General features: G+C 68.1%; 20 protein-coding genes. 9 read left to right on the forward strand and 11 right to left on the reverse strand.

Features of this window, described 5'->3' with window-relative positions; all coding sequences use genetic code 11:
• The coding region (gene tadA / locus GXY47_06060; GenBank protein NLV30705.1) for a Flp pilus assembly complex ATPase component TadA at positions 1 to 778 on the reverse strand (778 nt) is incomplete at its 3' end.
• Between the two features lie 229 nt (positions 779 to 1,007).
• Between tadA and GXY47_06065 the strand changes: the two genes are divergently transcribed.
• Entirely contained in the window at positions 1,008 to 2,660 is a 1,653-nt protein-coding gene (locus GXY47_06065; GenBank protein ID NLV30706.1) for a transporter, read from the forward strand.
• Between the two features lie 54 nt (positions 2,661 to 2,714).
• Here the strand turns inward: GXY47_06065 and GXY47_06070 are convergent, their stop codons facing one another.
• The 3 genes from GXY47_06070 to GXY47_06080 are packed head-to-tail and all read right to left on the reverse strand — an operon-like array spanning position 2,715 to position 6,269.
• Positions 2,715 to 3,983: a response regulator gene (locus GXY47_06070; GenBank protein NLV30707.1), complete on the reverse strand. Its 1,269-nt coding sequence runs from the start codon at positions 3,981 to 3,983 to the stop codon at positions 2,715 to 2,717.
• Between the two features lie 58 nt (positions 3,984 to 4,041).
• Positions 4,042 to 4,416 (reverse strand): response regulator, encoded by a 375-nt coding sequence (locus GXY47_06075; protein ID NLV30708.1) that lies wholly within the window; start codon positions 4,414 to 4,416, stop codon positions 4,042 to 4,044.
• Positions 4,413 to 6,269 (reverse strand): HAMP domain-containing protein, encoded by a 1,857-nt coding sequence (locus tag GXY47_06080; protein NLV30709.1) that lies wholly within the window; start codon positions 6,267 to 6,269, stop codon positions 4,413 to 4,415. The genes GXY47_06075 and GXY47_06080 overlap by 4 nt, the downstream gene beginning before the upstream one ends.
• Before the next feature lie 299 nt (positions 6,270 to 6,568).
• Between GXY47_06080 and GXY47_06085 the strand changes: the two genes are divergently transcribed.
• Positions 6,569 to 6,973: a pyridoxamine 5'-phosphate oxidase family protein gene (locus GXY47_06085; GenBank protein ID NLV30710.1), complete on the forward strand. Its 405-nt coding sequence runs from the start codon at positions 6,569 to 6,571 to the stop codon at positions 6,971 to 6,973.
• A 64-nt stretch (positions 6,974 to 7,037) separates the two neighbouring features.
• On the opposite strand, the gene GXY47_06090 is transcribed toward GXY47_06085, so the two are convergent.
• Entirely contained in the window at positions 7,038 to 7,328 is a 291-nt protein-coding gene (locus tag GXY47_06090; protein ID NLV30711.1) for an EthD family reductase, read from the reverse strand.
• A 138-nt stretch (positions 7,329 to 7,466) separates the two neighbouring features.
• Here GXY47_06090 and GXY47_06095 point away from each other — a divergent pair, with 138 nt between their 5' ends.
• The 7 genes from GXY47_06095 to GXY47_06125 all read left to right on the forward strand — a co-directional run bounded on the left by GXY47_06095 (position 7,467) and on the right by GXY47_06125 (position 16,416).
• A complete protein-coding gene (locus GXY47_06095; GenBank protein NLV30712.1) occupies positions 7,467 to 8,387 on the forward strand; it encodes an NAD-dependent epimerase/dehydratase family protein in 921 nt (306 codons plus the stop codon).
• Positions 8,384 to 9,760 carry an NAD-dependent epimerase/dehydratase family protein gene (locus GXY47_06100; GenBank protein NLV30713.1) on the forward strand — a complete coding sequence of 459 codons (1,377 nt, stop codon included), beginning with the start codon at positions 8,384 to 8,386 and terminating at the stop codon, positions 9,758 to 9,760. Before GXY47_06095 ends, GXY47_06100 begins: the two co-directional genes overlap by 4 nt.
• Before the next feature lie 264 nt (positions 9,761 to 10,024).
• Complete coding sequence (locus GXY47_06105; GenBank protein ID NLV30714.1) at positions 10,025 to 10,609, forward strand: hypothetical protein; 585 nt, start codon at positions 10,025 to 10,027, stop codon at positions 10,607 to 10,609.
• A 168-nt stretch (positions 10,610 to 10,777) separates the two neighbouring features.
• Positions 10,778 to 12,343 (forward strand): acyl CoA:acetate/3-ketoacid CoA transferase, encoded by a 1,566-nt coding sequence (locus GXY47_06110; protein ID NLV30715.1) that lies wholly within the window; start codon positions 10,778 to 10,780, stop codon positions 12,341 to 12,343.
• Between the two features lie 71 nt (positions 12,344 to 12,414).
• Complete coding sequence (locus GXY47_06115; protein NLV30716.1) at positions 12,415 to 13,563, forward strand: hypothetical protein; 1,149 nt, start codon at positions 12,415 to 12,417, stop codon at positions 13,561 to 13,563.
• 205 nt (positions 13,564 to 13,768) lie between these two features.
• The gene (locus GXY47_06120) at positions 13,769 to 15,151 is read left to right on the forward strand and encodes an FAD-binding protein (protein NLV30717.1); all 1,383 of its coding nucleotides are present in this window, start codon (positions 13,769 to 13,771) and stop codon (positions 15,149 to 15,151) included.
• The gene (locus GXY47_06125) at positions 15,148 to 16,416 is read left to right on the forward strand and encodes a (Fe-S)-binding protein (protein NLV30718.1); all 1,269 of its coding nucleotides are present in this window, start codon (positions 15,148 to 15,150) and stop codon (positions 16,414 to 16,416) included. Before GXY47_06120 ends, GXY47_06125 begins: the two co-directional genes overlap by 4 nt.
• Here the strand turns inward: GXY47_06125 and GXY47_06130 are convergent.
• The 6 genes from GXY47_06130 to GXY47_06155 form a co-directional block, all read right to left on the reverse strand.
• A complete protein-coding gene (locus GXY47_06130; GenBank protein NLV30719.1) occupies positions 16,397 to 17,620 on the reverse strand; it encodes a TIGR04013 family B12-binding domain/radical SAM domain-containing protein in 1,224 nt (407 codons plus the stop codon). The genes GXY47_06125 and GXY47_06130 overlap by 20 nt on opposite strands.
• Before the next feature lie 29 nt (positions 17,621 to 17,649).
• The gene (locus GXY47_06135) at positions 17,650 to 18,897 is read right to left on the reverse strand and encodes a Glu/Leu/Phe/Val dehydrogenase (protein NLV30720.1); all 1,248 of its coding nucleotides are present in this window, start codon (positions 18,895 to 18,897) and stop codon (positions 17,650 to 17,652) included.
• Between the two features lie 94 nt (positions 18,898 to 18,991).
• Positions 18,992 to 19,195, reverse strand: coding sequence for a hypothetical protein (locus tag GXY47_06140; protein ID NLV30721.1), 204 nt, complete (start codon positions 19,193 to 19,195; stop codon positions 18,992 to 18,994).
• Positions 19,196 to 19,199: 4 nt separating this feature from the next.
• Positions 19,200 to 22,103: a histidine kinase gene (locus tag GXY47_06145; protein NLV30722.1), complete on the reverse strand. Its 2,904-nt coding sequence runs from the start codon at positions 22,101 to 22,103 to the stop codon at positions 19,200 to 19,202.
• 320 nt (positions 22,104 to 22,423) lie between these two features.
• Positions 22,424 to 23,785, reverse strand: a complete 1,362-nt coding sequence (gdhA, locus tag GXY47_06150; GenBank protein NLV30723.1) for an NADP-specific glutamate dehydrogenase — start codon at positions 23,783 to 23,785, stop codon at positions 22,424 to 22,426.
• A 377-nt stretch (positions 23,786 to 24,162) separates the two neighbouring features.
• Complete coding sequence (locus GXY47_06155; protein NLV30724.1) at positions 24,163 to 25,578, reverse strand: LysM peptidoglycan-binding domain-containing protein; 1,416 nt, start codon at positions 25,576 to 25,578, stop codon at positions 24,163 to 24,165.
• Positions 25,579 to 25,588: the final 10 nt, after the last annotated feature.

Consider the following 25,588-nt stretch of genomic DNA (forward strand, 5'->3'; position numbering starts at 1 on the left):
GCAGGGTCTCCGAAAGGCGCAGCCGGGCCGCGGCCTGCTCGGAGGGGTCGAAGACGCTGAGAATCCGGTTGATGGTGCGCGGGGCGTCGGTGGTGTGGACCGTCGACAGCACCAGGTGCCCGGTCTCGGCCGCCTTGATGGCGATGTCGATCGTCTCCCGGTCCCGCATCTCCCCGACCAGGATGATGTCCGGGTCCTGGCGCAGAGCGGCGCGCAGCGCCTTGGCGAAGTTCTCGGTGTCGGACCCGCACTCGCGCTGGGCGATGCTGGCCAGCTCGTCCCGGTAGAGGAACTCGATCGGGTCCTCGATGGTGATGATCTTGCAACGCTTCTTGTGGTTGATCAGGTTGATCATGGCCGCCAGGGTGGTCGATTTGCCGCTCCCGGTGATCCCGGTGACCAGGACCAGTCCCCGCTCCGTCAGGGCGATGTCGCCGAGCACCGGGGGGAGCTTGAGGTCCTCGATGGTGGGGAGCACGTAGGGGATGTGGCGCAGCACCAGCGCGAGCGAACGGCGCTGGCTCGAGATGTTCACCCGGAAGCGGCCGTGCCCCTGCAGCGAGTAGGAGCAGTCGTAGTCGGTGAGGTTTTCGACGAACTCCATCACGTTTTCCCGGGTGCACTTGCGCCCGGCCATCAGGATCCCCCCCGCGATGGAGGCGATCTCGCCGGGGGCCAGGGGGTCGGGGTCGGAAGAGGGGACCAGTTCCCCCAGCATGCGGATCCGGAATCCGCTCCCGACCGTGGCATGGAGGTCGCTCCCCCCCTTTTCGATCATGTCCTTGAGGACGTTGTTGAAGCGCTCGAACGCGCTGGTCTTGATCCTGGGCCTGGGTTCCATCTGCAGGAGGTCGTTCGTCATGGCGAACACGTTATCGGCCGACGGGTCCCGGCCGTATACCCCCGGGGGCCCTTTTTTTAAGGATTTCGCCGATTTTCCCGCCCGGGCGGGCGTGTGCTATAGTTTGCGTGTCCCTCTTCGCCCATGTTTTCACAGGAATGAAGCCATGATGGACCTGCTGGCCCAGAACCCGCTGTTGCTCCTCTTCACCGTCATCGGGGTCGGATACCTCGTCGGCAACATCAACCTGTTCGGCCTCAAGCTGGGGGTGGCCGCCGTGCTCTTCGCGGGCATGTTCTTCGGGGCCCTCGACCGGCGCCTCAGCCTCCCCGAGCACATCCACGTCATCGGGTCGGTCCTGTTCCTGTACGCCATCGGCCTGCAGGCGGGGCCGGTCTTTTTCGCCTCCTTCCGCAAGCGCGGCCTCCGCTTCAGCATGATGGCCCTGGGAATCCTCGCGCTCGGGGCCGCGGGGGCGTTCGCGGTCGCCCGCCTCCTCGAGCTGCCCGAGGCGGGGGTGGCGGGCCTCTTCTGCGGGGCGCTGACCAACACGCCGGCGCTGGCGGCGGCGGTGGAGACGACGCGCAACCTCTCGGGGGGCCTCACCGGGGCGACGCGCGACCTCTACCTCGACGGGCCGGTGATCGCCTACGGCCTGACTTACCCCTTCGGCGTGTTCGGCGTCATCCTCGCCTTCGTCCTCTGCAACAAGGTTTTCAAACTCGGCCGGAACGCACGGGCGATGGAGGCGGAGGACGAGTACGCCCCGGAGCCGATCTTCAGCCGGACCTTCCGGATCACCAACCCCGCCCTGGCGGGCCGGAAGGTGGGGGAGGCGTTCGCGGCGCTGAAGGACCACGGATTCGTGCTCAGCCGGATCCGCAAGGGGGACCGGGTCGACGTCGTGACCTCCGAGACCGTCCTCGACCCGGGCGATCACGTGGTGGCCGTCGGGGGGGCGCAGGCGATGGAGCGGGCGCTTTTGATCTTCGGCGCCGCGGCCGCGGAACACCTGACCCCGGGGCAGGGGGGGGTCGGCTACCGCCGGATCTTCGTCTCCAACAAGGAGGTGGCGGGCAAGTCGATCCGCGAACTCCACCTGCTGCGCGACCTGCACGCCGTCATCACCCGGCTGCGGCGCGGGGACGTGGACATCGTCCCGCGCCCCGACACGGTCCTGGAGATGGGGGACCGCATCCGCGTGATCACCCAGCGCGACAACATGGACCGGGTGACCCGGTATTTCGGGGATTCCATCAAATCGATTTCCGAGACCGATTTCCTTTCCCTCTCCCTGGGGATCGTGCTGGGGGTCTTCCTGGGGATGATCCCGATCCCCCTGGGGCACGGGATCCGGTTCCAGCTCGGGTTCGCCGGGGGGGCGCTGGTCATGGGCCTCGTCCTCGGGCGGCTGGAGCGGACCGGCCCGGTCACCTGGGACATGCCGTTTCACGCCAACCTGGTGCTGCGCCAGGTCGGCCTGGTCTTCTTCCTGGCGGCGATCGGGACCCGGGCGGGGCAGGGGTTCGGGACTCTCTTCGAGGCGGGGGGGTGGCGCATGATCGCGGCCGGGGCGCTCCTGACCACCTTCGTCACGGCCTGCAGCATCCTGGTCGGGATCCGGTTCCTCAAGCTGCCGATGCAGGCGGTGATGGGGCTGGTCTCGGGGATCCAGACCCAGTCGGCCTGCCTGGCCTGGGCCAACCAGCAGACCGAGAGCGACCTCCCGAACATCTGGTACACGACCGTCTACCCGTCGTCGATCGTGATCAAGATCGTGCTGTCGCAGCTGATCGTGTCGGTCGTGATGATGCGGTGAGGCCCGGGAGGGGCCGGCGCCCCGGGATCCCCGGGACGCCGGCGGCGGCCGGCCCTATCGGGCCGGTTTGACCGGGCGCAGGTAGGCGCCCCAGTAGCTCATGCCGACGAAGACGGTTCCCCCGATGATGTTGCCGATGGTGACCGGCAGCAGGTTCTTCCAGAGGAAAGAGCCCCAGTTGAGCAGGCCGAGGTCGATCCCCGGGATCGCGGGGAGCGGGGCGAAATGGCCCAGCAGGATCCCGGCGGGGATGAAGTACATGTTGGCGATGCAGTGTTCGAACCCCATCGCGACGAAGGCCATGATGGGGAAGAAGATGGCGAAGATCTTGCCGATCGTCTGGCGCGCCGAAAGCGCCATCCAGACGGCGAGGCAGACCAGCCAGTTGCAGCCGATGGCCCGGACGATGGCCTCCGTGAAGGAGAGGTTGACCTTGGCGTAGGCGACCTTGACCGCCGCCATGCCGAGGGCGCCGTCCCCCGTCTTCCAGAGTCCCGAGTAGTAGAAGAGGACGACGATGAGGAGCGAGCCGACGAAGTTGGCGAGGAAGACCAGGCCCCACCGCTTCATCATGGTCGAGAAGGAGATCTCGCGCGACATGACGCTCGACACCATCAGGTTGTTGCCGGTGAAGAGCTCGGCCCCGGCGATGACGACCAGCATCAGGCCGACGCTGAACACCGCGCCGCCGAGGAATTTGCTCACCCCGGTCCCCAGCGCGGCCGCCGCGTCGAAGGTGACGGTGGTGGAGAGCAGCCCCCCGAACCCGATGTAGGCCCCGGCCAGGATCCCCAGGACCGTGACGGCGAACCAGGGGGAGGTCGCCTTGGCCACCACCACGGTCTGCGCCACCGTCTCGGCGATGTTCTTGGGCGCCTTGTCCTCGAGGGTGGGGACGGGGAACTGCAGCGACTTCAGCATCTTCTCGAAGCGCCCGACCGCCTTCGACTCCTCGGCCACCTTGCGCCGGACCGCCTTCTTGACGACGGCCGTGATCTCCTCGGGCTTGAACGGCTTGGGGAGGTAGTCCATCGCCCCCCGCTTCATCGCCTCGGTCGCGCGCCCCACCGAGGGGTGGCCGCTGATCATCACCAGCGCCGAGTTGGGCGAGCGCCGGTCGATCTCCTCCACCACGTCCATGCCGTCGAATCCCGGCATCATCCAGTCCACCAGGACGACGTCGAACGATTTTTCGGAGACCAGGTTGAGCCCCTCCTGCGGGTTCGCCGTGGTCGCCACCTCGAAGCCCTCGGCCTCGAAGATTTTCCTGCACGATTTCAGGATGATTTCGTCATCATCGATAATCAGCATTTTCTCTGCCATGATCCATTCCCTTCTTTGGTTCGGATTGTGCGAATCCCCGGCCTGGCGCGTGCGCAGGTCAGGAAAGACTGTTGGCCGCTCCCCCCGTCATCCGCTGAATCAGTTTCATCAGCTCATCGGGCCGGAACGGTTTGGCGATGAAACGGGTGGCGCCGCAATCGAAGGCGCCGGCGATCGTGCCGGGGGTCGAGTAGCCGCTCATGACGATGGCCGGCAGGGCGGGGTGGAGGCGCCGCACCTCGCGCAGGAGCGAGAAGCCGTCCCGGCGCGGCATCAGGACGTCGAGCAGGAGCAGGTCGAACTCCTCCCTCCCGAGCGCCTCCATCGCCTCGTCGGCCCCCGCCACGGCGGTGACTTCGAAGCTGTGCGACGCCAGGATGCGCGAACAGCTCCGGGCCACCATCACGTCATCGTCCACGACCAGTACCTTCATTCGACGCTCTCCGCTTCCCGTGCCGGCTCGACGGGGAGCCAGACGGTGAAGCTGCTCCCCTTCCCCGCCTTGCTCCGGACGTGGATGCTCCCGCCGTGGCGCTCGACGACGCCGTAGGAGACCGACAAGCCCAGCCCGGTTCCCTGCCCCACGTCCTTGGTTGTGAAAAAGGGGTCGAAAATCCTGTCCAGGTGCTCCGGGGGGATGCCGCAGCCGGTGTCGCTGCAGACGATCGAGACTCCCTTGCGGCGGGGGCTGCCGGCCGACATCCCGATCCCGGCCGAAAGGGAGACCTCCCCCCCCGGCTCCGTCGCGTCGAGCGCGTTGAGGATCAGGTTCAGGAGCACGCCCTGCATCTGGTTCCGGTCCAGGGTGACGGGCGGCAGTCCCTCCCCCGGCTCGAAACCGAGGCGCACCCCCTTGATGAGGGCCTGGTTCTCCACCAGGGCCAGGGTGGAGCGGCAGAGGCCGTTTACGTCGGTCGGTTCCGGCTCGATCTCGGTCTGGCGGGAGAAGTCGAGCAGCCCCTTGACGATCCTGCGCACCCGTTCCGTCTCCCGGGCGACGAGCTCGAGGTCGGCGCGGATTTCGGGGTCGAGGTCCTCCCGGCGGAGCAGCATGTGGGTGAAGGTGAAGATCCCCGTCAGGGGGTTGTTGATTTCGTGGGCCACCCCGCCGGCCAGCTTCCCGATGCTGGCCTGTTTCTCGAACTCGAGGAGCCGGGTCTCGCTCTCCGCCTTCCGGGCCTGGTCACGCCGCTCGAGCGACTCGAGCATCTCCCGGAAAGTCCTCTGGAGCACCCCGATCTCGCTCCTGGACAACGGCCCGATGTCGGGGGCCAGGTTCCCCCGGGAGACCTCCGCGCTCGCCTCGATCAGCCGGTGCACCGGGCGGCTGATCCGGCCGGCGATGACGGTGCCGAGCGCGAGCGCCAGGAGCATGCCCGCCGCGGTGACGCCGGTGAAGACCCGGAGCGCCTTGCGCCGCACGTCGGCGTACCTGGCCTCCAGGACCCCCGCGTAGAGCATCCCCACCCTGCGGCCGAAGATGTCCTCGATCGGCTCGTAGGCGGTGATGTACCAGTCGTTGACCACGAAGGCGCGGTCGGTCCAGCGTTGCCCCCCGGCCAGCACGGCGCGGGAGACCTCGCCCGACGCGGCGGTCCCGAGCGCCCGGCTCCCGTCGGGGCCGAGCACGTTGGTCGCGATGCGGATGTCGTCGAGAAAGATGGTGGAGGCGCCGACGCTGCGCCCGCGGTAGACCTCGTGCTGGAAAACCGTGTCGCGCACCCGGTCGACGATCTCCCGGTTCCCGTTCAGAAGCACCCCCCCGTAGAGGACGCCCGCCAGGCGGCCCGCCGCGAAGATCGGGACGGCGGCGCCGAGCGCCATGCCGGAGGCGATCACCCTGCCTTCCTCCCCGCCGGCGCCCCCGGGCTCGACGCCCAGCCTCGCCCGCCGGGCCAGGTCGGGGTTCTCCCGGAAGAGGGCCTCTGCATCGAGCACCACGGTGCCGGCCACGGCCGACCGCTTCTCCAGCGCCAGGCGGGCCAGCGGGTTCGGGCGCTCCCCGGCGGCGGGGAGGGAATGGGGCCCCAGCCGGCAGAGGATCCGGCCGTCTCCGGCGACGACGCCCATGAAGTCGAGTTCGGCCTCGGCGGCGACGTCCCCGAGGCGGGCGAGCACGGCCTCGAGGTCCCTGCCGCGGATGGCCGACTGCAGGACCGGGCCGGTGGAGGCCAGCGCGCAGGCGCTCCTGACGACGCGGACGCGGGAGTCGTAGATCTCGCGCGCGGCGTTGAGGTCCATGCGCACCCGGTTCGAGGCCTCGTGCATGAACGCCTGGTACAGCATCCGCCCCCCGACGGCGAGCGCGACGCCGCAGACCACGAGCGCCACGGCCAGGAAGCCGAGGATCAGCTTGGATCGGGTTGAATACAGCAGCAAGGACACCGGCCCGTCACCCCCGAACGCGGCCGAAAGAGAAGGCCCGCGAAAACCCCCAATTATAGCCTACGGCGCGCCCCGGTGTAAGGTCTCCCGCTGCGCGCGGCGCCCGGCCGGGGGGAAGGGAATTTCGGCTTGATTATTGGGGGCGGGCGCCTATAGGATGCGCGTTGCACCCAATAACCCATCATCAGGAGGAGGATTCCATGAATACCGCGTTCGAGTTTCTGAAGGCCAACCCCGTTTTCCACCTGGCCACCGTCGAGGGGGACGCCGCCCGGGTCCGCCCCTTCGGTTTCGTGATGGTGCGCAACGACGCCCTCTACTTCTGCACCAACCGGACCAAGGAGGTGTACCGGCAGTTGGAGGAGAAACCCGACGTCGAGATCTCGGGGATGGGGGCGGACGGCTCCTGGCTCCGCATCCGGGGGAAGGCCGTCGTCGACGACAGCCGCGAGGCCAAGGTCCAGGCGTTCCAGGAAGGCCCCATGCTGCTCGGGATCTACCCCAAGGGGGCCGAGGACGAGACCTTCGTCACCTTCTACCTTACCGGGGCCCGGGCGACGCTCTATTCCTTCACGGCCGCCCCGAAGGAGCTGCCCCTGGCCTGATTCCCGGGGCGCGGGTGAGGCGCTTTCCCGGCCGCGCGCGGAGCGCGGCCGGGCCGTGCTCCCGCTAGGGAAGGATTTCGCTGACCTGGAACTGGGGCTGGACATCGGTGAAGTGGACCATGTCGGCCGCCAGCTTCGGGTCGTGCTCGGCGAGCCCCCGCTCCATTTCCCCGGCCGAACGGAACACCAGGTGGCCGACGGCCATGAAGGGGGAGTCCCCCACCCCCTTGTCCACCTCCGACCGGACCAGCCCGAAGGGGTCGAGCAGCTGGTGCACCAGCTGCATGTGCCGGGTGGCGTAGTAGTCGAAGTCGAATTTCCCCCCCCGGGGGTAGAGCACACTCACGCGAATCATGGGCCGCCTCCTTTTCCGTAACGACGGCGGCGATTCTATACCGAACCGCGGCGCGTTGTCTCCCCGATTTTTCCGGATACCGTTGGCACGCGCTCCCCGGGCTGCTATAGTGCTGAATTGATTTCCGGGGGTCAGGCTATGAAGATGGTGGTTGCCGGGGGATCGGGCTTCATCGGGTCCCACGTGGTGGACGCGCTCCTCCTGGAGGGGCACGAGGTCGTCATCTACGACCTGGACGCCCCGCGTTACGATCAGCCCTGCGCCTTCGTCCGGGGGGACGTGCGCGACATCGACCGGATGACGCGGGCGCTCGGCGGCGCCGACATCGTCTACGTGCTGGCGGCGGAGGCGAACGTCAACCGTTTCTACGAAAGCCCCGTCTTCTCCAACGACATCACGGCCGTCGGCACGCTGTCGGTGCTCGAATCCGCCCGCCGGGCGTCGGTGGCGCGCGTGATCCTGGCCTCCACCGAGTGGGTGTACGGCTCCCTCCCCGAGGCGGGGGAGGAGAACATCACCGAGGAGACCCCCTACGCCGCCGACCCGGACCACCTCTACACCTCCAGCAAGATCGCGGCCGAGCTCTACTGCCGCAACTACCGGAGCCTCTACGGGGTCAACTACACGATCATGCGCTACGGCATCCCCTTCGGCGAGCGGGCGCGGCCGGAGACCGTCACCCCCATCTTCATCGGCCGGATCCTGCGGGGCGAGCCGATCACCATCCACGGGGACGGCAGCCAGACGCGGCAGTTCATCTACGTCAGGGACCTGGCGCGCGGCAACGCCGCCTGCGCCCGGCCCGAGGCGGAAAACCAGGTCTTCAACCTCAACGGGACGCGCAAGGTCAGCGTGCTGGAAATCGTCCGGACGCTCGAGGGGATCCTGGGGCGGAAGGCGGAGCTCGACTTCGTCGAGGACCGCAAGGGGAACTTCAAGGGGCGCTTCATCTCCTCGGAGAAGGCGCGCCGGCTGCTCGGGTGGGCGCCGGAACACGACTACGAGGGGGCCATGCGGCAGTACGTATCGGGGATCCTGGCCCGCGGGTGCGGCGCATGAAGTACCCCGTCCCCTGCCTGGACCGCCGGACCTCCATCCAGGAGGCGATCCGGACGATCGAGCGGACCTCCTTCGACCGGGCCTTCGTCGTCGACCCCGGGGGGGTGTACCTGGGGTGCGTCACCATTTCCGACCTGCGCCGGCTCCTCATCAGCGGCGCCCACGGCGGGGAGCCGGTCGACGGGTACCCCCTCAGGCACGGGCAGAAGCTGACGGCCCGGTCGTGCGAGGACCCGAAACTGGCCGAGCGGATGATGTCCGACATGGAACTGGAGGGGGTGCGCTACCTCCCCGTCGTCGACGACGGGGGGCGCATCGCCGACATCCTCTCCCTCGAGGACCTCGAGCGGCGGCACGGGCCCGGGCCCGCCGCGGCGGGGGACGGGCCGGGAAGAAGGGTGCTGGTGGTCGGCGGGGCCGGCTACCTCGGGAGCGTGCTCACCCGGAAGCTCCTCGGGCGCGGTTTCCGGGTCCGGGTGCTCGACAGCTTCCTCTACGGCCGCCGCTCGCTCGAGCCGCTGGCGGAGGCGAAGAACCTCGAAATCGTCGAGGGGGACCTGCGCCACATCCCCACCATGGTCGCCGCCCTGGCCGACGTCGACGCCGTGGTGCTCCTGGCTGCCATCGTGGGGGACCCGGCCTCCAGAATCCGCCCGATCGAAACGATCGAGACCAACGTGCTGGCGGCGCAGGCCCTGGCCTCGGCCGCGCGCCTGCAGCAGGTCGGCCGCTTCCTGTACGCTTCCACCTGCAGCGTCTACGGCGTGGGGAGCGCGCTGCTCGACGAGGAGGCCCCGCTCCACCCCGTTTCCCTCTACGCCCGGAGCAAGATCGAGTCGGAGAAGATCATCCTCGGCATGGGGGGGGAGTATTTCAGCCCCACCATCCTCAGGATGGGGACCCTGTACGGCCCCTCCCCCCGCATGCGGTTCGACCTGGTCGTCAACACCATGAGCATGAAGTCGTTCGTCGACGGCCGGATCCAGGTGTTCGGCGGAAGCCAGTGGCGCCCGCTGCTCGGGGTGGAGGACGCGGCCGAGGTCTACGCCCGCTGCCTGGAGGCGGATATCGGGAAGGTGGGCAACCAGGTGTTCAACGTCGGTTCCGACGGCCAGAATTACCGGATCGACGAGGTGGCCGGCATCATCAGCGGCGCGCTCGGGGGGGTCCCCATCCAGAGGGACCGGTCGAACCTGGACGCCCGCGACTACCGGGTTTCCTTTGCCAAGCTCGAGCAGACCCTCGGTTTCCGTCCCGGGCAGACGATCGCCGATGCCGCCGGCGCCATCGTCTCGAGCCTCCGCTCGGGCGCCATCCGCAACCCGGCCCAGAGGATCTACTACAATCACTTTTTCGATTCCACCGAGGAGTAAGGGCGGGCCGCCGGCGCCCGCCGTTTCTTTTTTCTCTGCATTTTCAAGCCTTTTTGCTGTAACATTTGGAAGAAGCGCCCGATCGGCCCGGGGAAAAATGCCCGACCGGGGCGCAGGAGCTCCAGATTTTCTGCTGAGGACTGTCAGGATATACGGCGCCAACCGATAACATGACCCCGAATCCATACGCATGGAACCACACCCACTCCTTCATTCAGGGAGACGCGCTGCCTGTGTTTTCCGGGGTTTTTAAAAGGGAGAACAATGTCTGTACGTTTGTTTGTAGGGAACCTTCCCTATGATGCCACCGAGGCGGACCTGAGAGGGTTCTTCGAACCTGCCGGAACCCTTTCCGCCGTGATCATTCCCGTGGATCGTGAAACCGGGAAGAAGCGGGGATTCGCCTTCGTCGAATTCGGCGACCCGGCCCAGGCCGCGGAAGCCACCCGCCGGTTCAACAACCAGCCGTTCATGGGCCGGAACATCACCATCAACGAGGCCCGCGCGCGGGGGGAGGGCCGGCCCGATTCCGGACCGCGCCCGCCGATGCGATCCCCCGGCGCTTTCCGGCCCGGTTTCACGCCGAGGCCCGCTCCCGGCGGCGATTTAGTCCCCGACTCCTCCGAGAGCGACCGTTCGGCGCGGGCCGAGAGGCGCAGCCGCAATTTCGGAGCCAACGCCAAGCCCGTCCGCAAGCGCAAACCCTCCTTTGGAAACCGGGGGGAAATGGGGGCCCGGAAAGGCCCGATCCGCGAGCGCGTCGGAGGCAGGGTCTACGGGACCCTGGAAGACGACGACCTCTTCGATGACGACCAGGACCTGGACCTCGATCTCGAGTCCATGGATTAGGCGTCATCGTCCCATCCTCATGCCCGGCGGCCGCAAGCGCCGGGTGCAGTCTTCCCGCCAGGTTTGCCGACGGCCGGCCGAAGGCCTGTCAGAATCCGGTTGGGGATCCCGCCCCCGCGCGCTATGATGGGGCGCCCATAAAACCAAATCACGGGCCAGGAGAAGCTCATGTCGAAAGTCATCACGGCGGAACAGGCGGCGGCCCTGATCGGGGACGGCGTCACCATCGGCGCCAGCACCCAGGGGATGTCGGGGTGGGCCGAGGAGGTGGCCATAGCGATCGAGAAGCGGTTTCTCGAGACCGGCCACCCCCGCGACATCACCCTGGTGCACAGCTGCACCTGCGGCGACTACAAGAAGCGAGGGACGACCCACCTCGGCCACGAGGGGCTGACCCGGCGCCTGGTGTGCGGACACACCCTCACCTCCCCGAACATGATCCGGCTGATCGAGGAGAACAAAATCGAGTGCTACCTCCTCCCGCAGGGGGTCATCTGCCAGCTCTGGCGGGCGATCGCCGGGAAGAAGGTGGGGGTCATCACCTCCGTGGGGCTCGGGACCTACGTCGACCCGCGCATCGACGGCGGGAAGGTCACCGCCGTCACGAGCGAGGACCTGGTCAAGCTCATCGAGGTCGAGGGGCGGGAGATGCTGCTGTACAAGCCCTTCCCCGTCCACGTGGCCCTGATCCGCGGGACGGTGGCCGACGAGAACGGCAACCTCAACATGGACAACGAGCCGGTGATCATGGAGGCCCTGCCGCTGGCCATGGCGGCCAAGAACAGCGGCGGCATCGTCATCGCGCAGGCCCACGACCTGGCCGAGGCCCACACGCTCCACCCCAAGAACGTCAAGGTCCCGGGCGCCCTCGTCGACTACGTGGTGATCGCCAGCCCGGAAAACCACCACCAGACCCAGGCGACCTACTACAGCCCCGCGCTCGCGGGGAACATCCGGATCCCGCTCCACGGCATCCCCCCCGTCCCGCTCGACGCCCGGAAGGTGATCGGGAGGCGGGCGGCCATGGAGCTCGCCGCCGGCGACATCATCAACCTCGGGGTGGGGATCCCCGCCTTCGTCGCCAGCACGGTGGCCGAGGAGGGGGTGAGCCAGCGCGTCACCGTCACCACGGAACTGGGGATCTTCGGCGGCGTGCCCGCGCTCGACCTCGATTTCGGCGGGGCCTACAACGCCGAAGCCATGATCGAGCACGCCTCCATGTTCGATTTCTACGACGGCGGCGGGCTGGACGCCACCTTCGTCGGGCTGGCCCAGGTCGACAGGAACGTCGACGTGAACGTGAGCCGTTTCGGCAACCGCGTGGCCGGGCCCGGAGGTTTCATCAACATCACCCAGAATTCGAAGAAGGTGGTCTTCTGCGGGATGTTCGCCATGGGGGCGGAATCGGTCGTGGAGGACGGCCGGCTGCGCATCACCCGGGAGGGGAAGGGGAAGAAGTTCATCGAGCGCGTGGAGCAGATCACCTTCAGCGGCGCCTACGCCACCGCCCGCGGGCTGCCGGTGCTCTTCGTCACCGAGCGGGGGGTGCTGCGGCTCTCCGAAGGGGAGCTCGAGCTGGTCGAGATCGCGCCGGGGGTCGACCTCGAGCGCGACATCCTGGGGATGATGGACTTCAGGCCCAGGATCTCCCCGGCGCTCAAGAAGATGGACGCCGCCCTGTTCCAGCCCGGCTGGGGGGGGCTCGAGGCGCTGCTCGAGGCCAGAAAACACTAGGAGCCTGTCCAGGAAGGGGAGTATCGTAGTCCCAATACCCAACCGCCATACCCTTGGGATAAGGAGGGAATGTGGACTCACAGCAATCAAGAAGGCAGTTTCTGCAGGCGGGGCTGGTCCTGCCGGCCGCCGGGCTCGCCTCGGCCGTCCCCGACAAGGCGCCCGCCCCCAAGGTGCCGGTCCCCCCGCCGGAGTACCGCACCCTGGGAAAAACGGGGCTCCGGGTCACGGGCGTCGGCTACGGCATCGGCTTCGTCCCGGTCCCCGAGGTCGTCGCGCGCGCCCTCGACATGGGGATCAACTACTACGACACCTCGCGCGACTACGGCGACAGCGAGAAGATCTTCTCCGGCGTCATCCGCGGGCGGCAGCGGGACCGGATCGTCATCGCCACCAAGTCCCCCTCGCGGCGCAAGGCCGACATCCTGAAGGACCTCGACACCAGCCTCGCGGCGCTCGGGACCGACTACGTCGACATCTGGCACCTGCACGCGCGCGACACCCCGGCCTCCATCCCGGACGAGGCGGTCGAGGCGATGCTCGAGTGCAAGAAGTCGGGGAAGGCGCGCTTCGTCGGCTTCAGCTGCCACGACCCCAACCGGATGGTCGATTTCGTGCTGGAGACCAGGGCGTTCGACGTCGTGCAGACCACCTACAGCTTCCCCATCGGCGGCCGCTTCCGCGACGGCGCGATCGAGCGCCTTGCCGAGGCGGGCGTCGGCGTCATCGCCATGAAGGTGGTGGTGGCCCTGACCGGGCTGAACCTGAGCTCCTTCGACAACGAACCCGCGCGCAAGGGGGACGGGCCGCTGGCCGGGATCAAGTGGGTGCTCTCGAACCCCGCCATAGGGACGACGGTGCCGTTCATGCAAACGATCCCGGAACTGGAGATGAATTTCCGGGCGATGTCGGAGCCCTACACCGCGGCCGACGAGAAGCTGCTGTACGTGCTCAACGAGCGGATCCGCCCCGATTACTGCCGGATGTGCTACGAGTGCAGCGGGAAGTGCCCCCAGGGGCTCCCGGTGACCGACATGCTCCGCTACCTGGCCTATCACGATTTCTGCGGCAACTACCACCAGGCCCGGATGCAGTTTGCCCTCCTCCCCCCGGACATCCGCTCCGTCCGGTGCGGCGACTGCGCCCGGTGCGTGATCGAGTGCCCGAGCGGCGTCCACGTCCGCGACCGCCTCGTCCGGGCGCAGGAACTGCTGGCCTGATTCCCCATGCGGCGGCCGGGCCCTTGGCGGCCCGGCCGCCCTCCCTGCCCGCCCCCTTTACCCTTTTGTGCGCGGGGCATTCACCGGTATAATATGGGCCGGTTTGGGTTGGACCGCATTTGAGAGTTCCGGGTCAGGGTTTTTCGCGCCCCACACGCACCGAGTCTCCCAATCAACAGACGCAAGAAAGGAACGAAGGTCGATGCTGAAGCCTGAAATAATCCATCGCCTGCAGGAGATTGTCGGCAAGGACGACGTCCTCTCGGCCCGGGAGGACCTGGCGACGTATTCCTACGACGGGACGACCAACTGGACCGGGACTCCCGAGGTGGTGGTCCTGCCGAGGACGACGGGGCAGATCTCCGAAATCATGAAGCTCGCCAGCCGGCACCGTATCGCCGTGACTCCCAGGGGTGCGGGGACGAACATCAGCGGCGGCTCGGTACCGACCCGCGGGGGCATCGTCCTGTGCACCGTGAAGATGAACCGGGTGCTCGACATCAACAAGACCAACCTCACGGCGGTGGTGGAGCCGGGGGTCGTGCTGCAGGACTTCAACAACATGCTCGCGAAGGAAAACCTCTTCTACCCCCCCGACCCGCAGAGCTTCCTGGGCTGCACGATGGGGGGGACGATCGCCGAGAACTCCGGCGGCCCCCTCTGCGTCAAGTACGGGGTGACCAAGCACTACGTTCTCGGGCTCGAGGTGGTGCTGCCCAGCGGCTACGTCATGAAGGTGGGCGGCTCCACCGTGAAAAACCGGACGGGGTACGACCTGGTCCCCCTCTTCACGGGGTCGGAGGGGACCCTGGGGGTGATCACCGGGATCACCCTGCGCCTCATCCCCAGGCCGGCCGCCCGCCGGACCCTGATGGCGATCTTCGACGACATGACGCTGGCGGGGGCGGTGGTCTCCAGCATCCTGGGCGCCGGGATCGTCCCGGCCAAAATCGAGTTCGTCGACAACTTTGTCATCCGGCGCATCGAGGAGAAGATGAAGATCGGGCTCCCGGTCGACGCCAAGACCATGCTCCTCATCGACGTCGACGGCTCCGAGGCCGCCGTCGAGAGCGAGGCCGACCGGATCCTCGAACTGCTCAAGGAGGGGGGGGCGCGGATCGCGCGCCGGGCGAAGGACGAGGCGGAGGCCGCCCTCTACTGGAAGGCGCGCAGCGCGGGATTCGCCGCCATCTACAGCGCCGCCCGCACCGTCATCGCCGAGGACGTCACCGTCCCGCGCGACCGGCTTTCGGAGTACATCCAGCGGCTGGACGAGATTTCGCGCAAATCGGGCTTCCCGATCGTACTTATCGGCCACGCGGGGGACGGCAACATCCACCCCAGCGTCTCCACCGACAGCACCGACAAGGAGGACCTGGAGCGGCTCGAGGACACCCTCACGGCCATCTTCGAGATGGCGCTGGAGCTGGGGGGCACCCTTTCGGGGGAGCACGGGATCGGGCTCGAGAAGAAGCGGCTCCTCAGCCGGGCGCTCGACCCCATGGCGATCGACGCGATGCGGAAGATCAAAACCATTTTCGATCCGGACAACATCATGAATCCGGATAAGATCTGGGAAAACGCATGAGCCGGACGGAATTCACGCAAGTCGGCAAGGTCGCCAGGGAGCTGGAGCAGTGCATGAAGTGCGGCTTCTGCGCCTATGTCTGTCCCGTCTACCAGGAGGAGAAGACCGAGGCGAGCCTGGCGCGCGGGAAGAACGAGCTGGTCAAGCTCCTGGTCTCCGGGGAGCTCGAAATCAACCGGGAGCTGGCCGACCGCCTCTACAAGTGCACCGGCTGCATGACGTGCACGGCCAACTGCCCGGCCCGCGCCGAGATCCCCCGCATCGTGGTGGCCGCGCGCGCCGACCTCGCCGGGGAGATGGGGATGCGCTTCCCCTACGGGCTGATCTACCGGCAGGTCCTGGCCAAGCGCGGCGTCATGGGGCTGGCCCTGGCCGCCGCTTCGCGCCTGCAGGGGGTCCTCATGCCCCGCACCAGCGGGACGTTGCGCCATATGCCCGATTTCCTCTCCGCCTTCGGCAAGGGGCGCCGGATCCCGTCGGTCGCCCGGAAGTTTCTCCGCCGCCAGCTGCCCGAAGTCACCGCGGCGGCCGGCCGCCGCACCCTGCGGGTGGGCTATTTCAGCGGCTGCATGAACGAATTCGTCTCCCCCGAGGTCGGCCGCCGCACCGTCGAGCTGCTCGCCCGGCGCGGGGTCGAGGTCGTCTTCCCCCGGGTCCAGGGGTGCTGCGGCGCGGCCGTTTTCCTCGGGGCGGGCGATTTCGAAACCGCCCGGAAGATGGCCGACCGCAACGCGGCCGCCTTCGAGGGGCTGGACTATGTCGTGACCGACTGCGCCACCTGCGCCTGCGCCCTGACCGAATACGCCCATTTCCTGGCCGACACCCCCGAAAGGGAGGAAGCGTACGCCCGTTTTTCGGGCAAGGTGCGGCACGTCGCCTCCTTCCTGGTCGACGTCCTCGAGGCCGCGGACTTCCGGGCCCCGGCCCTTTTCGACGGGAAGAAGGTCACCTGGCACGACCCGTGCCACCTGAACCGGCACCTGGGGGTCCGGGAGCAGCCGCGGCGGATCCTCGAGTCTCTGGGCGGGGTCCGCTACGTGGAGATGCCCGAGGCCGACCGCTGCTGCGGCATGGGGGGGCAGTTCAACCTCCTCCACTACGAGCTCTCGATGAAGATCGCGAAAAGGAAGAGCGAGAACATCGAGGCGGCGGACGCCGACGTCGTCGTCACCGCCTGCCCCGGCTGCCAGCTGCAGCTGGCCGATTCGGCCTCCCGGCTCGAGAAGCCGCAAAGGGTGGTGAGCCTCATGGACGTGATCGAGTAGCCCGCCCTCCCCGGGTCTCGTAGATCCCCCCCCGGGCCTGGAGCGCGGCCACGGCGCGCGCGAAGGCGCCCTCGACCGATCCGGGCGCCGCGCCCGCCATCGCCGTCTGCGGCAGCGGGGCGAACAGGTGCGGGTGCACCCTCCCCCCGAGGCGCACGATACGTTCCATGGCGCCAAGGCTCGCGCGCCGGTCCTCCTCTTCCTCCCCCGGAAGTCCGAAGATGAAGTCGACGATCACCTTGTACCCGCGCCGGCGCGCGAGCGCCACCGCGCCGAGCACGTCCTCCACGGTGTGCCCACGGCCGCACGCCTCGAGCACGCGCGGGCTCCCCGACTGGGCGCCGATGACGATCTCGTCGTTGTCGGCGAACTCCCGCAGCAGCGCGAGGGTCTCCTCCGTGACGTGCTCCGGGCGCGCTTCCGACGGGAAGTGGGCGAAGAGGATCTTCGCCCCCCTCCCGACGGCCGCCCGCAGCGCCGCGAGCAGTTCGCGGAGGGCCGCGAGGTCGACCCGCCGCCCGTCGGGGGAGCCGTAGGAGAAGGCGTTGGGGGAGAGGAGCCTGACGACCTTGCGGTCGATGGCCTGGAGGGTGAGCGCCTGCCCGACGATCCGGTCGACGGAGCGGTGGCGCAGCCGGGTGCCGAACAGGTGCGAGGTCTGGCAGTAGCCGCAGGCGAAGGCGCAGCCGCGCGTGATCTCGATCGGGCCGAACATCCCGCGCGCCGGGGAGATCGAGGCGGCCGCGTCGAGGTCGACCGGCGCCTCCCCGCGGAGGACGTCCCCCCCCGCGAAGGGTCCCGCCGCGCCGCCGGCCAGGATCGCCTCGAGGGCCTGGGGAAAGGTCCCTTCCGCCTCCCCGGCGAAGACCGCGTCCGCCCCGGCCCGGAGCACCTCTTCGGGCCGGGCCGAAGGGTGCGGGCCGCCGGCGAGGAGGAGGACGCGCTCCCCCCACCGGGCGCGCAGCCCGGCCATCAGCCGCGCCGATTCCTCGAACTGGCACGTCATCATCGACAGCGCCACGACGGCCCGGCGTGCGGTGCGGAGCCGCTCGGCGGTGACGGCGCAGAGCTCGGCCGGAGTGCGGGGGAGGTCGATCCGCAGCCGTTCGAAACCGGGGGCGGCATCGAGCGCCCCCGCGAGCGCGTTGAAGCTGTAGGTGTTCAGGCGGTGATAATGGAAGACCACGGCCGTGTCGTTCGGCATGATGGGCCTCGCCATCCCGGGCGGCAGGTCTAGACCCAGCCGCGCAGCTTGCACGCCTGAGCCACGCGCGCGACGGCCACGAGCATGGCCCCCAGCCTCGGGTGGATCCCCCGCTCCTCGGACGCGCCGTGGACCGCGTGGTAGGCCCGGGTCATGGTGTCGTCCAGGCGCGCCAGGACGGCCGGTTCGTCCCAGTAGTCGCCGTTGCGGTTCTGGACCATTTCCAGGTGGGACGCGGCCACCCCCCCGGCGTTGGCCAGGATGTCGGGGATGACGTGGATCCCCTTGGCGAACAGGACCTGGTCCGCCTGCGGGGTGGTGGGGCCGTTGGCCAGCTCGCACAGGACGCGGGCCCGCACCCGTTCGGCGTTCCCCACGTTGATGGCGTTCTCGAGCGCGGCCGGGTAAAGGACGGCCAGGTCGAGCTCGAGCACCTCCGCGGGGTCGATCGGCTCGGAGCCGCCGAAGCCCTTGACCGACCCGGTCCGGAGCTTGTGGTTGCGCAGCTCGATGGGGTTCATCCCTTCGCGGTTGTACACCGCGCCGCTCGAATCGGACGCGGCGACCAGCCGCCCGCCCCCCAGGATCTCCTGGTGCAGGATGGCCGCGCGCTGGCCGTTGCTGCCGAAGCCCTGGACGGCGTAGTCCCCGCGCGGGTCGATGCCGCAGGCGCGGCACGCCTCCCGCACCACGACCACCCCGCCGCGCGCGGTGGCGCTGCGCCGTCCCTCGCTCCCCCCGAGGGCCAGGGGCTTGTTGGACATGACGCCCGGCTGGTGCCGGTTGGTGATCGTCTCGTACTCATCCATCATCCAGGCCATGGTCTGGGGGTTGGTGTAGACGTCGGGCGCCGGCACGTCCCGGTCCGCGCCGATGTGGGGCCAGAGGGCGCGCACGTAGGCGCGGGCCGTGCGCTCCAGCTCCCGCTCCGACATCTTCCGGGGGTCGCACACCACCCCCCCCTTGCTCCCCCCCAGGGGGAGATTGGCCACCGCCGTCTTCCACGTCATCCACCCGGCCAGGGCCCGGATCGTGTCGAGCGTTTCGTCGGGGTGGAAGCGGATCCCCCCCTTGGCCGGGCCTCGGGCGAAATTATGCTGGACGCGGAAGGCGTGCAGGACGCGGGTCTCGCCGCCGTCCATCCTGACGGGGAGGGTGAAGGCGAACTCGCGCTGCGGCCAGAGCAGCAGGTCGAGCGTGGCCCGGTCCAGGTTCAGAAGCTTCGCCGCCGCCGTGACCTGCGCCTGCGCCACCTCGAAAGAGTTGTACGATTGCATCCCCTGCTCCTTCCTTTCCGTCGGCTCCCCCGGTTTCCCTCCCGACGGCCGGCTGTGCCCTGTCCCTCCCCGCGATTCCCGAAAAGGCTCCCGGCTAGTCCTTTCTTTCCGTCGGCTCCTCCTCTTCGGAGACGTCGAGGATGATGCGGTACCAGCAGTTGCGGCAGACCAGGGCCCGGTCGATCCGGAGCAGGACCTGCTGCCAGGGGCTCAGCTCGCGGCCGCAATGCGGGCAGGCGTCGCAGAGGCTGCGCGAATTCGGGGAAGCGTTTCCGGTCTCTTCGGTCTTCTCGGCCAACGTCCTACTCCGGTTTGAGAATGATGCCCTGGTTGCGGTGCCCGTCGACCTTGGCCACCACCGGCCGGTCGAGCCGCAGGTGGCGCACGAAAGGTTTTTCCTCCGCGACCGGGATGGAGCGCAGCCAATCCCAGTCGACGAAGCCGTCCCCGGTCAGGGAGTTCACGGTGAAATAGCTGATGCGGAAGGAGGTGATGTTGTGGAAGAAGTGGGACCCCTGGGAGGGGTCCACCTCCATGTCGCGGAACCCCGCCTCCACGATCACCCGGGCGCCCGAGATCTGGTCCCACCTGACCGGGATGCCGAGCCACGGGTCGAGCGACCCCCAGCGGCCGACCCCGACGAGGAGGTAGGGCCTCCCTTCGTCCGCCAGCTTCCGGTTGAAGTGCATGACCTCGAGCGCCGCGTCCTGGCTCCGGGCGCGCTCGAATCGTTCGATGTCGACGTAGACGATGTCGAGGATGCCGCCCGAGATGCCGTGCCCGAGCACCTGGCCGCTGCGGCAGATCAGCCGCTCGCGCGGCACGTCCCCGATCTCCAGCGGGTCGGACTCCTTGCTCAGCCCCATGGGGCGGAGCTGGAGCATGGCGAACTCCTTCGGCTCTCCCGGCGGGACCGAGAGGTCCGCGGCGAACTCCATCTCCACCGGCGACCCCATCCCCCAGCTCCCCATGTCGAGCAGGAGCTCCACGATCCCCGGGAGGGGGAAGACCCGGTTGCGCAGGATGGGGGCGAAGGTGACGATGCGCTGCCCGGCGCGGGAGGTGCCGTCGTAGAGGGCGTCGTTTTCGGCCGAGTAGGTGGAGGCGAGGTTGTGCAGGGCGCCGTCCGTTTCGGCGTCGTCGAGGCCGTACTGCTTCACGCGCATGTCGCAGGTATCCTCGTACTGGATCGGCGGGGAGTCCAGGTCGAGGGCGAAGAAATGGGTCTGGCTGTTCTGCAGCGCGTCGGCGGCGGAGAAGAACTGCAGCAGGTGGTTGGGGTATTTGGGGCAGAAGCGGACCGTGACGCCGCCGTCGACGATGGTCTTCCCGAGCCCGAGCGCGACGCTCACGATCCCGTCCTGGGCCTTCTGGGGGGCGATCGGGTAGTAGTTGTACGACTTGGCCACCCCGGCGAAATCGGGGTAGAAGCGGGCGCCGTGCTCGGTGCCGACCATCTTCTGGATGATGACCGACATCTTCTCTTCCTCGAGCTGGTAGTCGGTGATCCGGAAGTACTGCTTGGCCCCCTGGTAGAAGGTGGAGGCGTACACCCGCTTGACCGCCGTCACCAGCTGCCCCAGCCGGACGAAGGGGTCGGGGTGGCGGTTGGGGATCATGTAGGTCTGGTAGACGCCGGCGAAGGGGTGGTACTGCGAGTCCTCCAGCATGCTCGAGGAGCGCACCGCCAGCGGGGTCCGGATGATGTGCAGGAAGGAGGCGAGGTCCCCCAGCAGCTGCTCGGGGAAGACGGCGGCGAGGAAGCGCCGGGTGATCTCCACGTCGTCGTCCGATTCCAGCGCGAAGCGGCGCAGGTTGTTGTTGTCGAGGAAGCGGTCGAACACGTCGGCCCCGAGGACGACGGCGGGGGGGACGGCGATCCGCACCCCCTCGAAGCGCCGGCGCACGTCGTAGTTGTTGATCAGGGTGTTCAGGAACCCGAGCCCGCGCGCCTTCCCCCCGAGCGAGCCCCCGCCGATCCGGGCGAAGCTCGACTCCGGGTCGAACGCGTCTTTCCGGAACTCGGTGATCAGCCCGCGCTGCTGCAGCTTGCTGTAGTCCCCCAGGGACTCGATCAGGTTCTCGCGCAGCCCCTCCACCGTGGGGAAGTCCGACACCTTGCGCGGCCGGACGCGGTGCGCGAGCCAGAACTCGGTGCGCGCCTTGAGCCAGTTGGAGAAGTGGTTGCGCTCGGCGTGGAAGCGGATGCTCTCCCCCGGGACGTAGCGCAGCATCTCCCGGAGGCTCCTGAGATCGGCCGCGCGCCCCACCTCGTGCCCGTCCGGGGTGCGGAAGACGAAGTCGCCGAAGCTGAAGTACTCCACCATGAACCGCCGCAGCTCGAGCGGGAGGTTGGGCGCGTCCTTGGCGACGAAGGTGAGGTCGAGTTTCCGGGCCTCCTCGGCGTATTCCGGGGTCAGCGACTGCAGCAGGACCGGCAGCTCCGGGTTTTCCTCCCGCACCGCCCGGGCGAAGCGGATGCCGGCGCCGTGGTCGGGCCGCCCCCCGCGCGGGAAATCGACGTCGGAGATCACCCCCAGGACGTGCTCGCGGTAGGTCTCGAAGTAGTCCCACGCCTCCTCGTAGGTCTGGCAGAGGAGGATCTTCGGCCGGGCCACCGTCTTGAGCACCTTGTGCGAGAGGTTGATCCCCTCGGAGATCAGCCGCTGGCTCTGGTTGAGCAGCTCGGTGTAGAGCATCGGCAGGAGGCGCGACAGGTGCTGGATGTTGTCCTCGATGAAGAGGATCGACTGGACCCCGACCAGGCGCGTGTCGTGGTCGACGTTCATCCGGTCTTCCAGGTGCTTGATGATGCCGACGATGAGGCGGAAATCCCCCTGCCAGACGAAGACGCGGTCGAACGCCCCGGTGTAGTTGTGGGCCTTGAGGTCCTTCAGCTCCTTGCTGTCGTAGGCCAGCAGCACGATGGGGATCGTGATCCCCGCCGCGCGCGCCTCGCGGGCGAGCCGGACCGCCGTCATGTCCTCCACGTGCATCGTGGTGAGGATGAGGTCGAAGCGCCGCTCCTCCCGGGCCAGGACGATGGCCTCCTTCCCGCTCGAGACGCGGGTGATTTCGGGGGAGTGGCTCAGGTTGAGGCCCTGGTACTCGTTGCTGATCAGCTCGTCGAAGCGGCCGTCTTCCTCGAACAGGTAGAGATCGTACAGGCTCGAGACCAGCAGCACGTCCCTGATCCTGTGGCGCATCAGGTTCTGGAAGCCCTGAAAGCGCGTCCCGTACCCGTGTTCGATCCAGAGCGGATCGAGATGTTTTTCGGCTGGCATGCGTGTCCCCGAGACCGGCTACAGGATAGCAGAAGCCGGAGGATGTGCACAACCTGCCCGCGCACGGGTTTGTCACCCCGGCCGGGCGGGCAGGGCGAACGCCTGCTCCCGATCTGCCGGCCCGGGCTTCCGGGTGCGAAGGAATCCGCCCCGGGTTTTTCGGCCTGGGCTTCCGCGCAAAAAAAACCCCGCCTCTCCCGGGGGTGACCGGAAGAGGCGGGGGGGTAAAAGACAGGGCGGGGTTAGACCAGGCCCTGGTCCATCATGGCGTCGGCGACTTTCAGGAAGCCGCCGATGTTGGCGCCGTTGACGTAGTTGCCCGGCGTGCCGAAGCGGTCGGCGCACTCGACGCAGGTGGCGTGGATGCTCTTCATGATCAGGTGGAGGCGGTTGTCGACCTCGTCGCGCGTCCAGGGCATCCGCATGCTGTTCTGGGCCATCTCCAGCCCCGAGACCGCGACCCCGCCGGCGTTGGCCGCCTTCCCCGGTCCGTACAGGACCCCGGCGTCGAGGAAGAGCCGGACCCCTTCGAAGTGGGTGGGCATGTTGGCCCCTTCGGCGACGACGTAGACCCCGTTCTTGAGCAGGTTGCGCGCGTCCTGGGCGTTGATCTCGTTCTGCGTGGCGCTCGGGAAGGCGCAGTCGGCCTTGTGGTCCCAGAGCGGGTTGTAGTCCTTGGAGCGGTCGGAGGCGGTGTAGACGGCCGACTTGTACTTGTCGGCGTAGGTCTTGATCCGCCCGCGCTTGACGTTCTTGAGCTCCATGATGAAGGCGAGCTTCTGGGCGTCGATCCCCTCCTCGTCGTAGATGTAGCCGTCGGAGTCGGAGACGGTCACCACCTTGCCGCCGAGCTGGAGGATCTTCTCGATGGTGTACTGCGACACGTTGCCGCTTCCGGAGACGAGGCACGTCTTCCCCTCGAGCGACTGGCCGCGGGTGGAGAGCATCTCGGAGGCGAAGTAGACGCAGCCGTAGCCCGTCGCCTCGGGGCGGATGAGGGAGCCCCCCCAGTTCAGCCCCTTGCCCGTCAGCACGCCGGTGAATTCGTTGCGCAGCCGTTTGTACTGTCCGAACAAGTAGCCGATCTCGCGCCCGCCCACCCCGATGTCGCCCGCCGGGACGTCGGTGTCGGGGCCGATGTGGCGGCTGAGCTCCGTCATGAAGCTCTGGCAGAAGCGCATGACCTCGTTGTTGCTCTTCCCCTTGGGGTCGAAGTCGGACCCCCCCTTCCCCCCCCCGATGGGGAGGGTCGTCAGGCTGTTCTTGAAGACCTGCTCGAAGGCCAGGAACTTCAGGATGCCGAGGTTCACCGAGGGGTGGAAGCGCAGCCCCCCCTTGTAGGGGCCGATGGCGCTGTTCATCTCGATCCGGAAGCCGCGGTTGACCTGGATTTCCCCCTGGTCGTCCATCCAGGGGACGCGGAACATGAGGACGCGCTCGGGCTCCACGACGCGCTCGAGGATTTTCGCGGAACGGTATTCCGGGTGACGGTCGAGCACGAGGGAGAGGGATTCGACCACCTCCTGCACGGCCTGGTGAAATTCGGTCTCGCCGGGATTCTTGGCCTGCAGACGGGCCATGAAAATATTGACGTAATCAACCATGGAATGCTCCTTTATCGATCAGAACACCGGCGCGAGACTGGGCGTCGCCGGCCGGCGTTGAATCCAATACGGGAAGAGCCCCGCCCCCACGGGCCGGGACCCGCGCAACTGTCTGCGCCATCGCCACCGGGCATAGGCATGTGCGAGACCAGGTGCACAACCTTTCAAAAACCGCGTAAGCATACCACAGGGCCCGGTCCCCGAGATTGGCAAAATGGGGGGAGCCGAGTCCCGGCGGCCGGGGGACCGGCCCCGAAGATCCGGGGGGACGGACCAGGAGGGTGCCCGAAGTCCCCCGCGCGGCGGTGCCATGGGGCCGGTCCGCCCGGGGTCGAATCATCGATCGGATCGCGATGATGGGGGATGTCCGGGGGGCGTCAGCGGTTGGCGCTCTGGGGCTCCTCGCCGGTTTCTTCTCCGGCCTCTTCCCACCAGAGGTCCATGATGCGGCGGGCGCCAAGATAGCGCTTTTCGTACCAGAGCTTCGTGAGGTCGCTGACGATGACCTTCTTCGCCTTGCGCGCCGCGTGGAGGAACTTGTTGTCCCCGATGTAGATGCCGACGTGGTTCGGCGTCTTCCCGCCGGAGGAGAAGAAGACCAGGTCTCCCGCCTGGAGGTTTTCCCGGTCGATCTTTTCTCCTTGCTGGTACTGCTCCCGGGAGGAGCGGGGGAGCTGGAGGTTGAATTTGGAGAAGAGGTTTCTGACCAGCGCGGAGCAGTCGAGCCCCGTCTTCTCCGAGGTGCCGCCGTACCGGTAGCGGATCCCCAGCATCTTGAAGCCCGCCTCCACCAGGCGCAGGCGCGCCGGAAGGTTCCCGGCCTCTTCCTCGGCTCCCTCCTCGGCCTCGGCCGCACTCTCCCCGGGAACGTAGGTGGAAAAGTCGATAGCGGCGGGCGTTTTGGGGGTCGGCGGGGCCGGGTGCGCCTTCGCGGCTGCCTGGACGGCAGGGATCACGAGCGTCTGCCCGATCGCGAGCCGGCTCCCCTTCAGGCGGTTGGCCGCCCGGAGCTCCTTCAGGGTGGTATCGTGCCTCCGGGCGATCTGAAAGAGGGTATCCCCCTTGCGGACGGTGTAGGTCTGAACCGTCTCCGGCTTTTCGGCAGCCGCCGGTTTTGACGCCACGGCCTCGATTTCCGGCTGCGCCCGCCCGGCCGGAGCCTCCGCCGGCCCTGCCGGCTCCATCCCCGGATCAACCGGCGCTGTCGCCTGATGGACCGGCGCTGTCGCTTGATGGACCGGCGCTTTTGCCTGCCTGGCCGGCGCCTCCGATGGCTTTGAGGGCACCGTCGAGGGATCTGCAGGCAGAGGAGCCCGGCCGGGGGAGGTTCCCGATTTGGGTTCGTAGGGGACGACGGCGTAGGCGGCCTGGTCCGGTGCGGAAGGCAGCTGCAGCGTCTGTCCGATCGCGAGCCGGCTCCCCTTCAGGCCGTTGGCCGCCTGGAGCTCTTTCGGGGTGGTGCCATGGTCCCTGGCGATCTGGAAGAGGGTGTCCCCCTTGCGGACCTTGTAGGTCCGGGCCGCCGCCCCTGCTCCGCTCGCAGCGGCCGCCTTCGGCCGCGTCGGTTTTTCCGGTCCCGCCGCCGGTTTCTCAGGCATGGCCGGTCGCGCGGAAGCCGCGGGTTCCGGAGAAGCGGCAGGGGCGGGAAGGGGGGGGATCGTGAGGCTCTGTCCTGCCTTGATCCGGCTGTTTTTCAACCGGTTGGCCGCCTGGATCTTCTCCGGCGTGGTGCCGAACTGACGGGCGATCTTCGAGAGGGTGTCCCCCGGGAGGACCTTGTAGTTTCGGGTCATCGGCTGTTCG

Source organism: Acidobacteriota bacterium (assembly GCA_012729555.1).
GTDB lineage: Bacteria > Acidobacteriota > UBA6911 > UBA6911 > UBA6911 > UBA6911.

Coding starts and splice junctions, on each gene's coding strand:
- GXY47_06155 (NLV30724.1), bottom strand. CDS start 25,578: ATGACCCGAAACTACAAGGTCCTCCCGGGGGACACCCTCTCGAAGATC.
- GXY47_06080 (NLV30709.1), bottom strand. CDS start 6,269: ATGCTGTACCAGGCGTTCATGCACGAGGCCTCGAACCGGGTGCGCATG.
- GXY47_06070 (NLV30707.1), bottom strand. CDS start 3,983: ATGGCAGAGAAAATGCTGATTATCGATGATGACGAAATCATCCTGAAA.
- GXY47_06090 (NLV30711.1), bottom strand. CDS start 7,328: ATGATTCGCGTGAGTGTGCTCTACCCCCGGGGGGGGAAATTCGACTTC.
- GXY47_06135 (NLV30720.1), bottom strand. CDS start 18,897: ATGCAATCGTACAACTCTTTCGAGGTGGCGCAGGCGCAGGTCACGGCG.
- GXY47_06100 (NLV30713.1), top strand. CDS start 8,384: ATGAAGTACCCCGTCCCCTGCCTGGACCGCCGGACCTCCATCCAGGAG.
- GXY47_06110 (NLV30715.1), top strand. CDS start 10,778: ATGTCGAAAGTCATCACGGCGGAACAGGCGGCGGCCCTGATCGGGGAC.
- GXY47_06105 (NLV30714.1), top strand. CDS start 10,025: ATGTCTGTACGTTTGTTTGTAGGGAACCTTCCCTATGATGCCACCGAG.
- GXY47_06095 (NLV30712.1), top strand. CDS start 7,467: ATGAAGATGGTGGTTGCCGGGGGATCGGGCTTCATCGGGTCCCACGTG.
- gdhA (NLV30723.1), bottom strand. CDS start 23,785: ATGGTTGATTACGTCAATATTTTCATGGCCCGTCTGCAGGCCAAGAAT.
- GXY47_06085 (NLV30710.1), top strand. CDS start 6,569: ATGAATACCGCGTTCGAGTTTCTGAAGGCCAACCCCGTTTTCCACCTG.
- GXY47_06065 (NLV30706.1), top strand. CDS start 1,008: ATGATGGACCTGCTGGCCCAGAACCCGCTGTTGCTCCTCTTCACCGTC.
- GXY47_06125 (NLV30718.1), top strand. CDS start 15,148: ATGAGCCGGACGGAATTCACGCAAGTCGGCAAGGTCGCCAGGGAGCTG.
- GXY47_06075 (NLV30708.1), bottom strand. CDS start 4,416: ATGAAGGTACTGGTCGTGGACGATGACGTGATGGTGGCCCGGAGCTGT.
- GXY47_06145 (NLV30722.1), bottom strand. CDS start 22,103: ATGCGCCACAGGATCAGGGACGTGCTGCTGGTCTCGAGCCTGTACGAT.
- GXY47_06130 (NLV30719.1), bottom strand. CDS start 17,620: ATGCCGAACGACACGGCCGTGGTCTTCCATTATCACCGCCTGAACACC.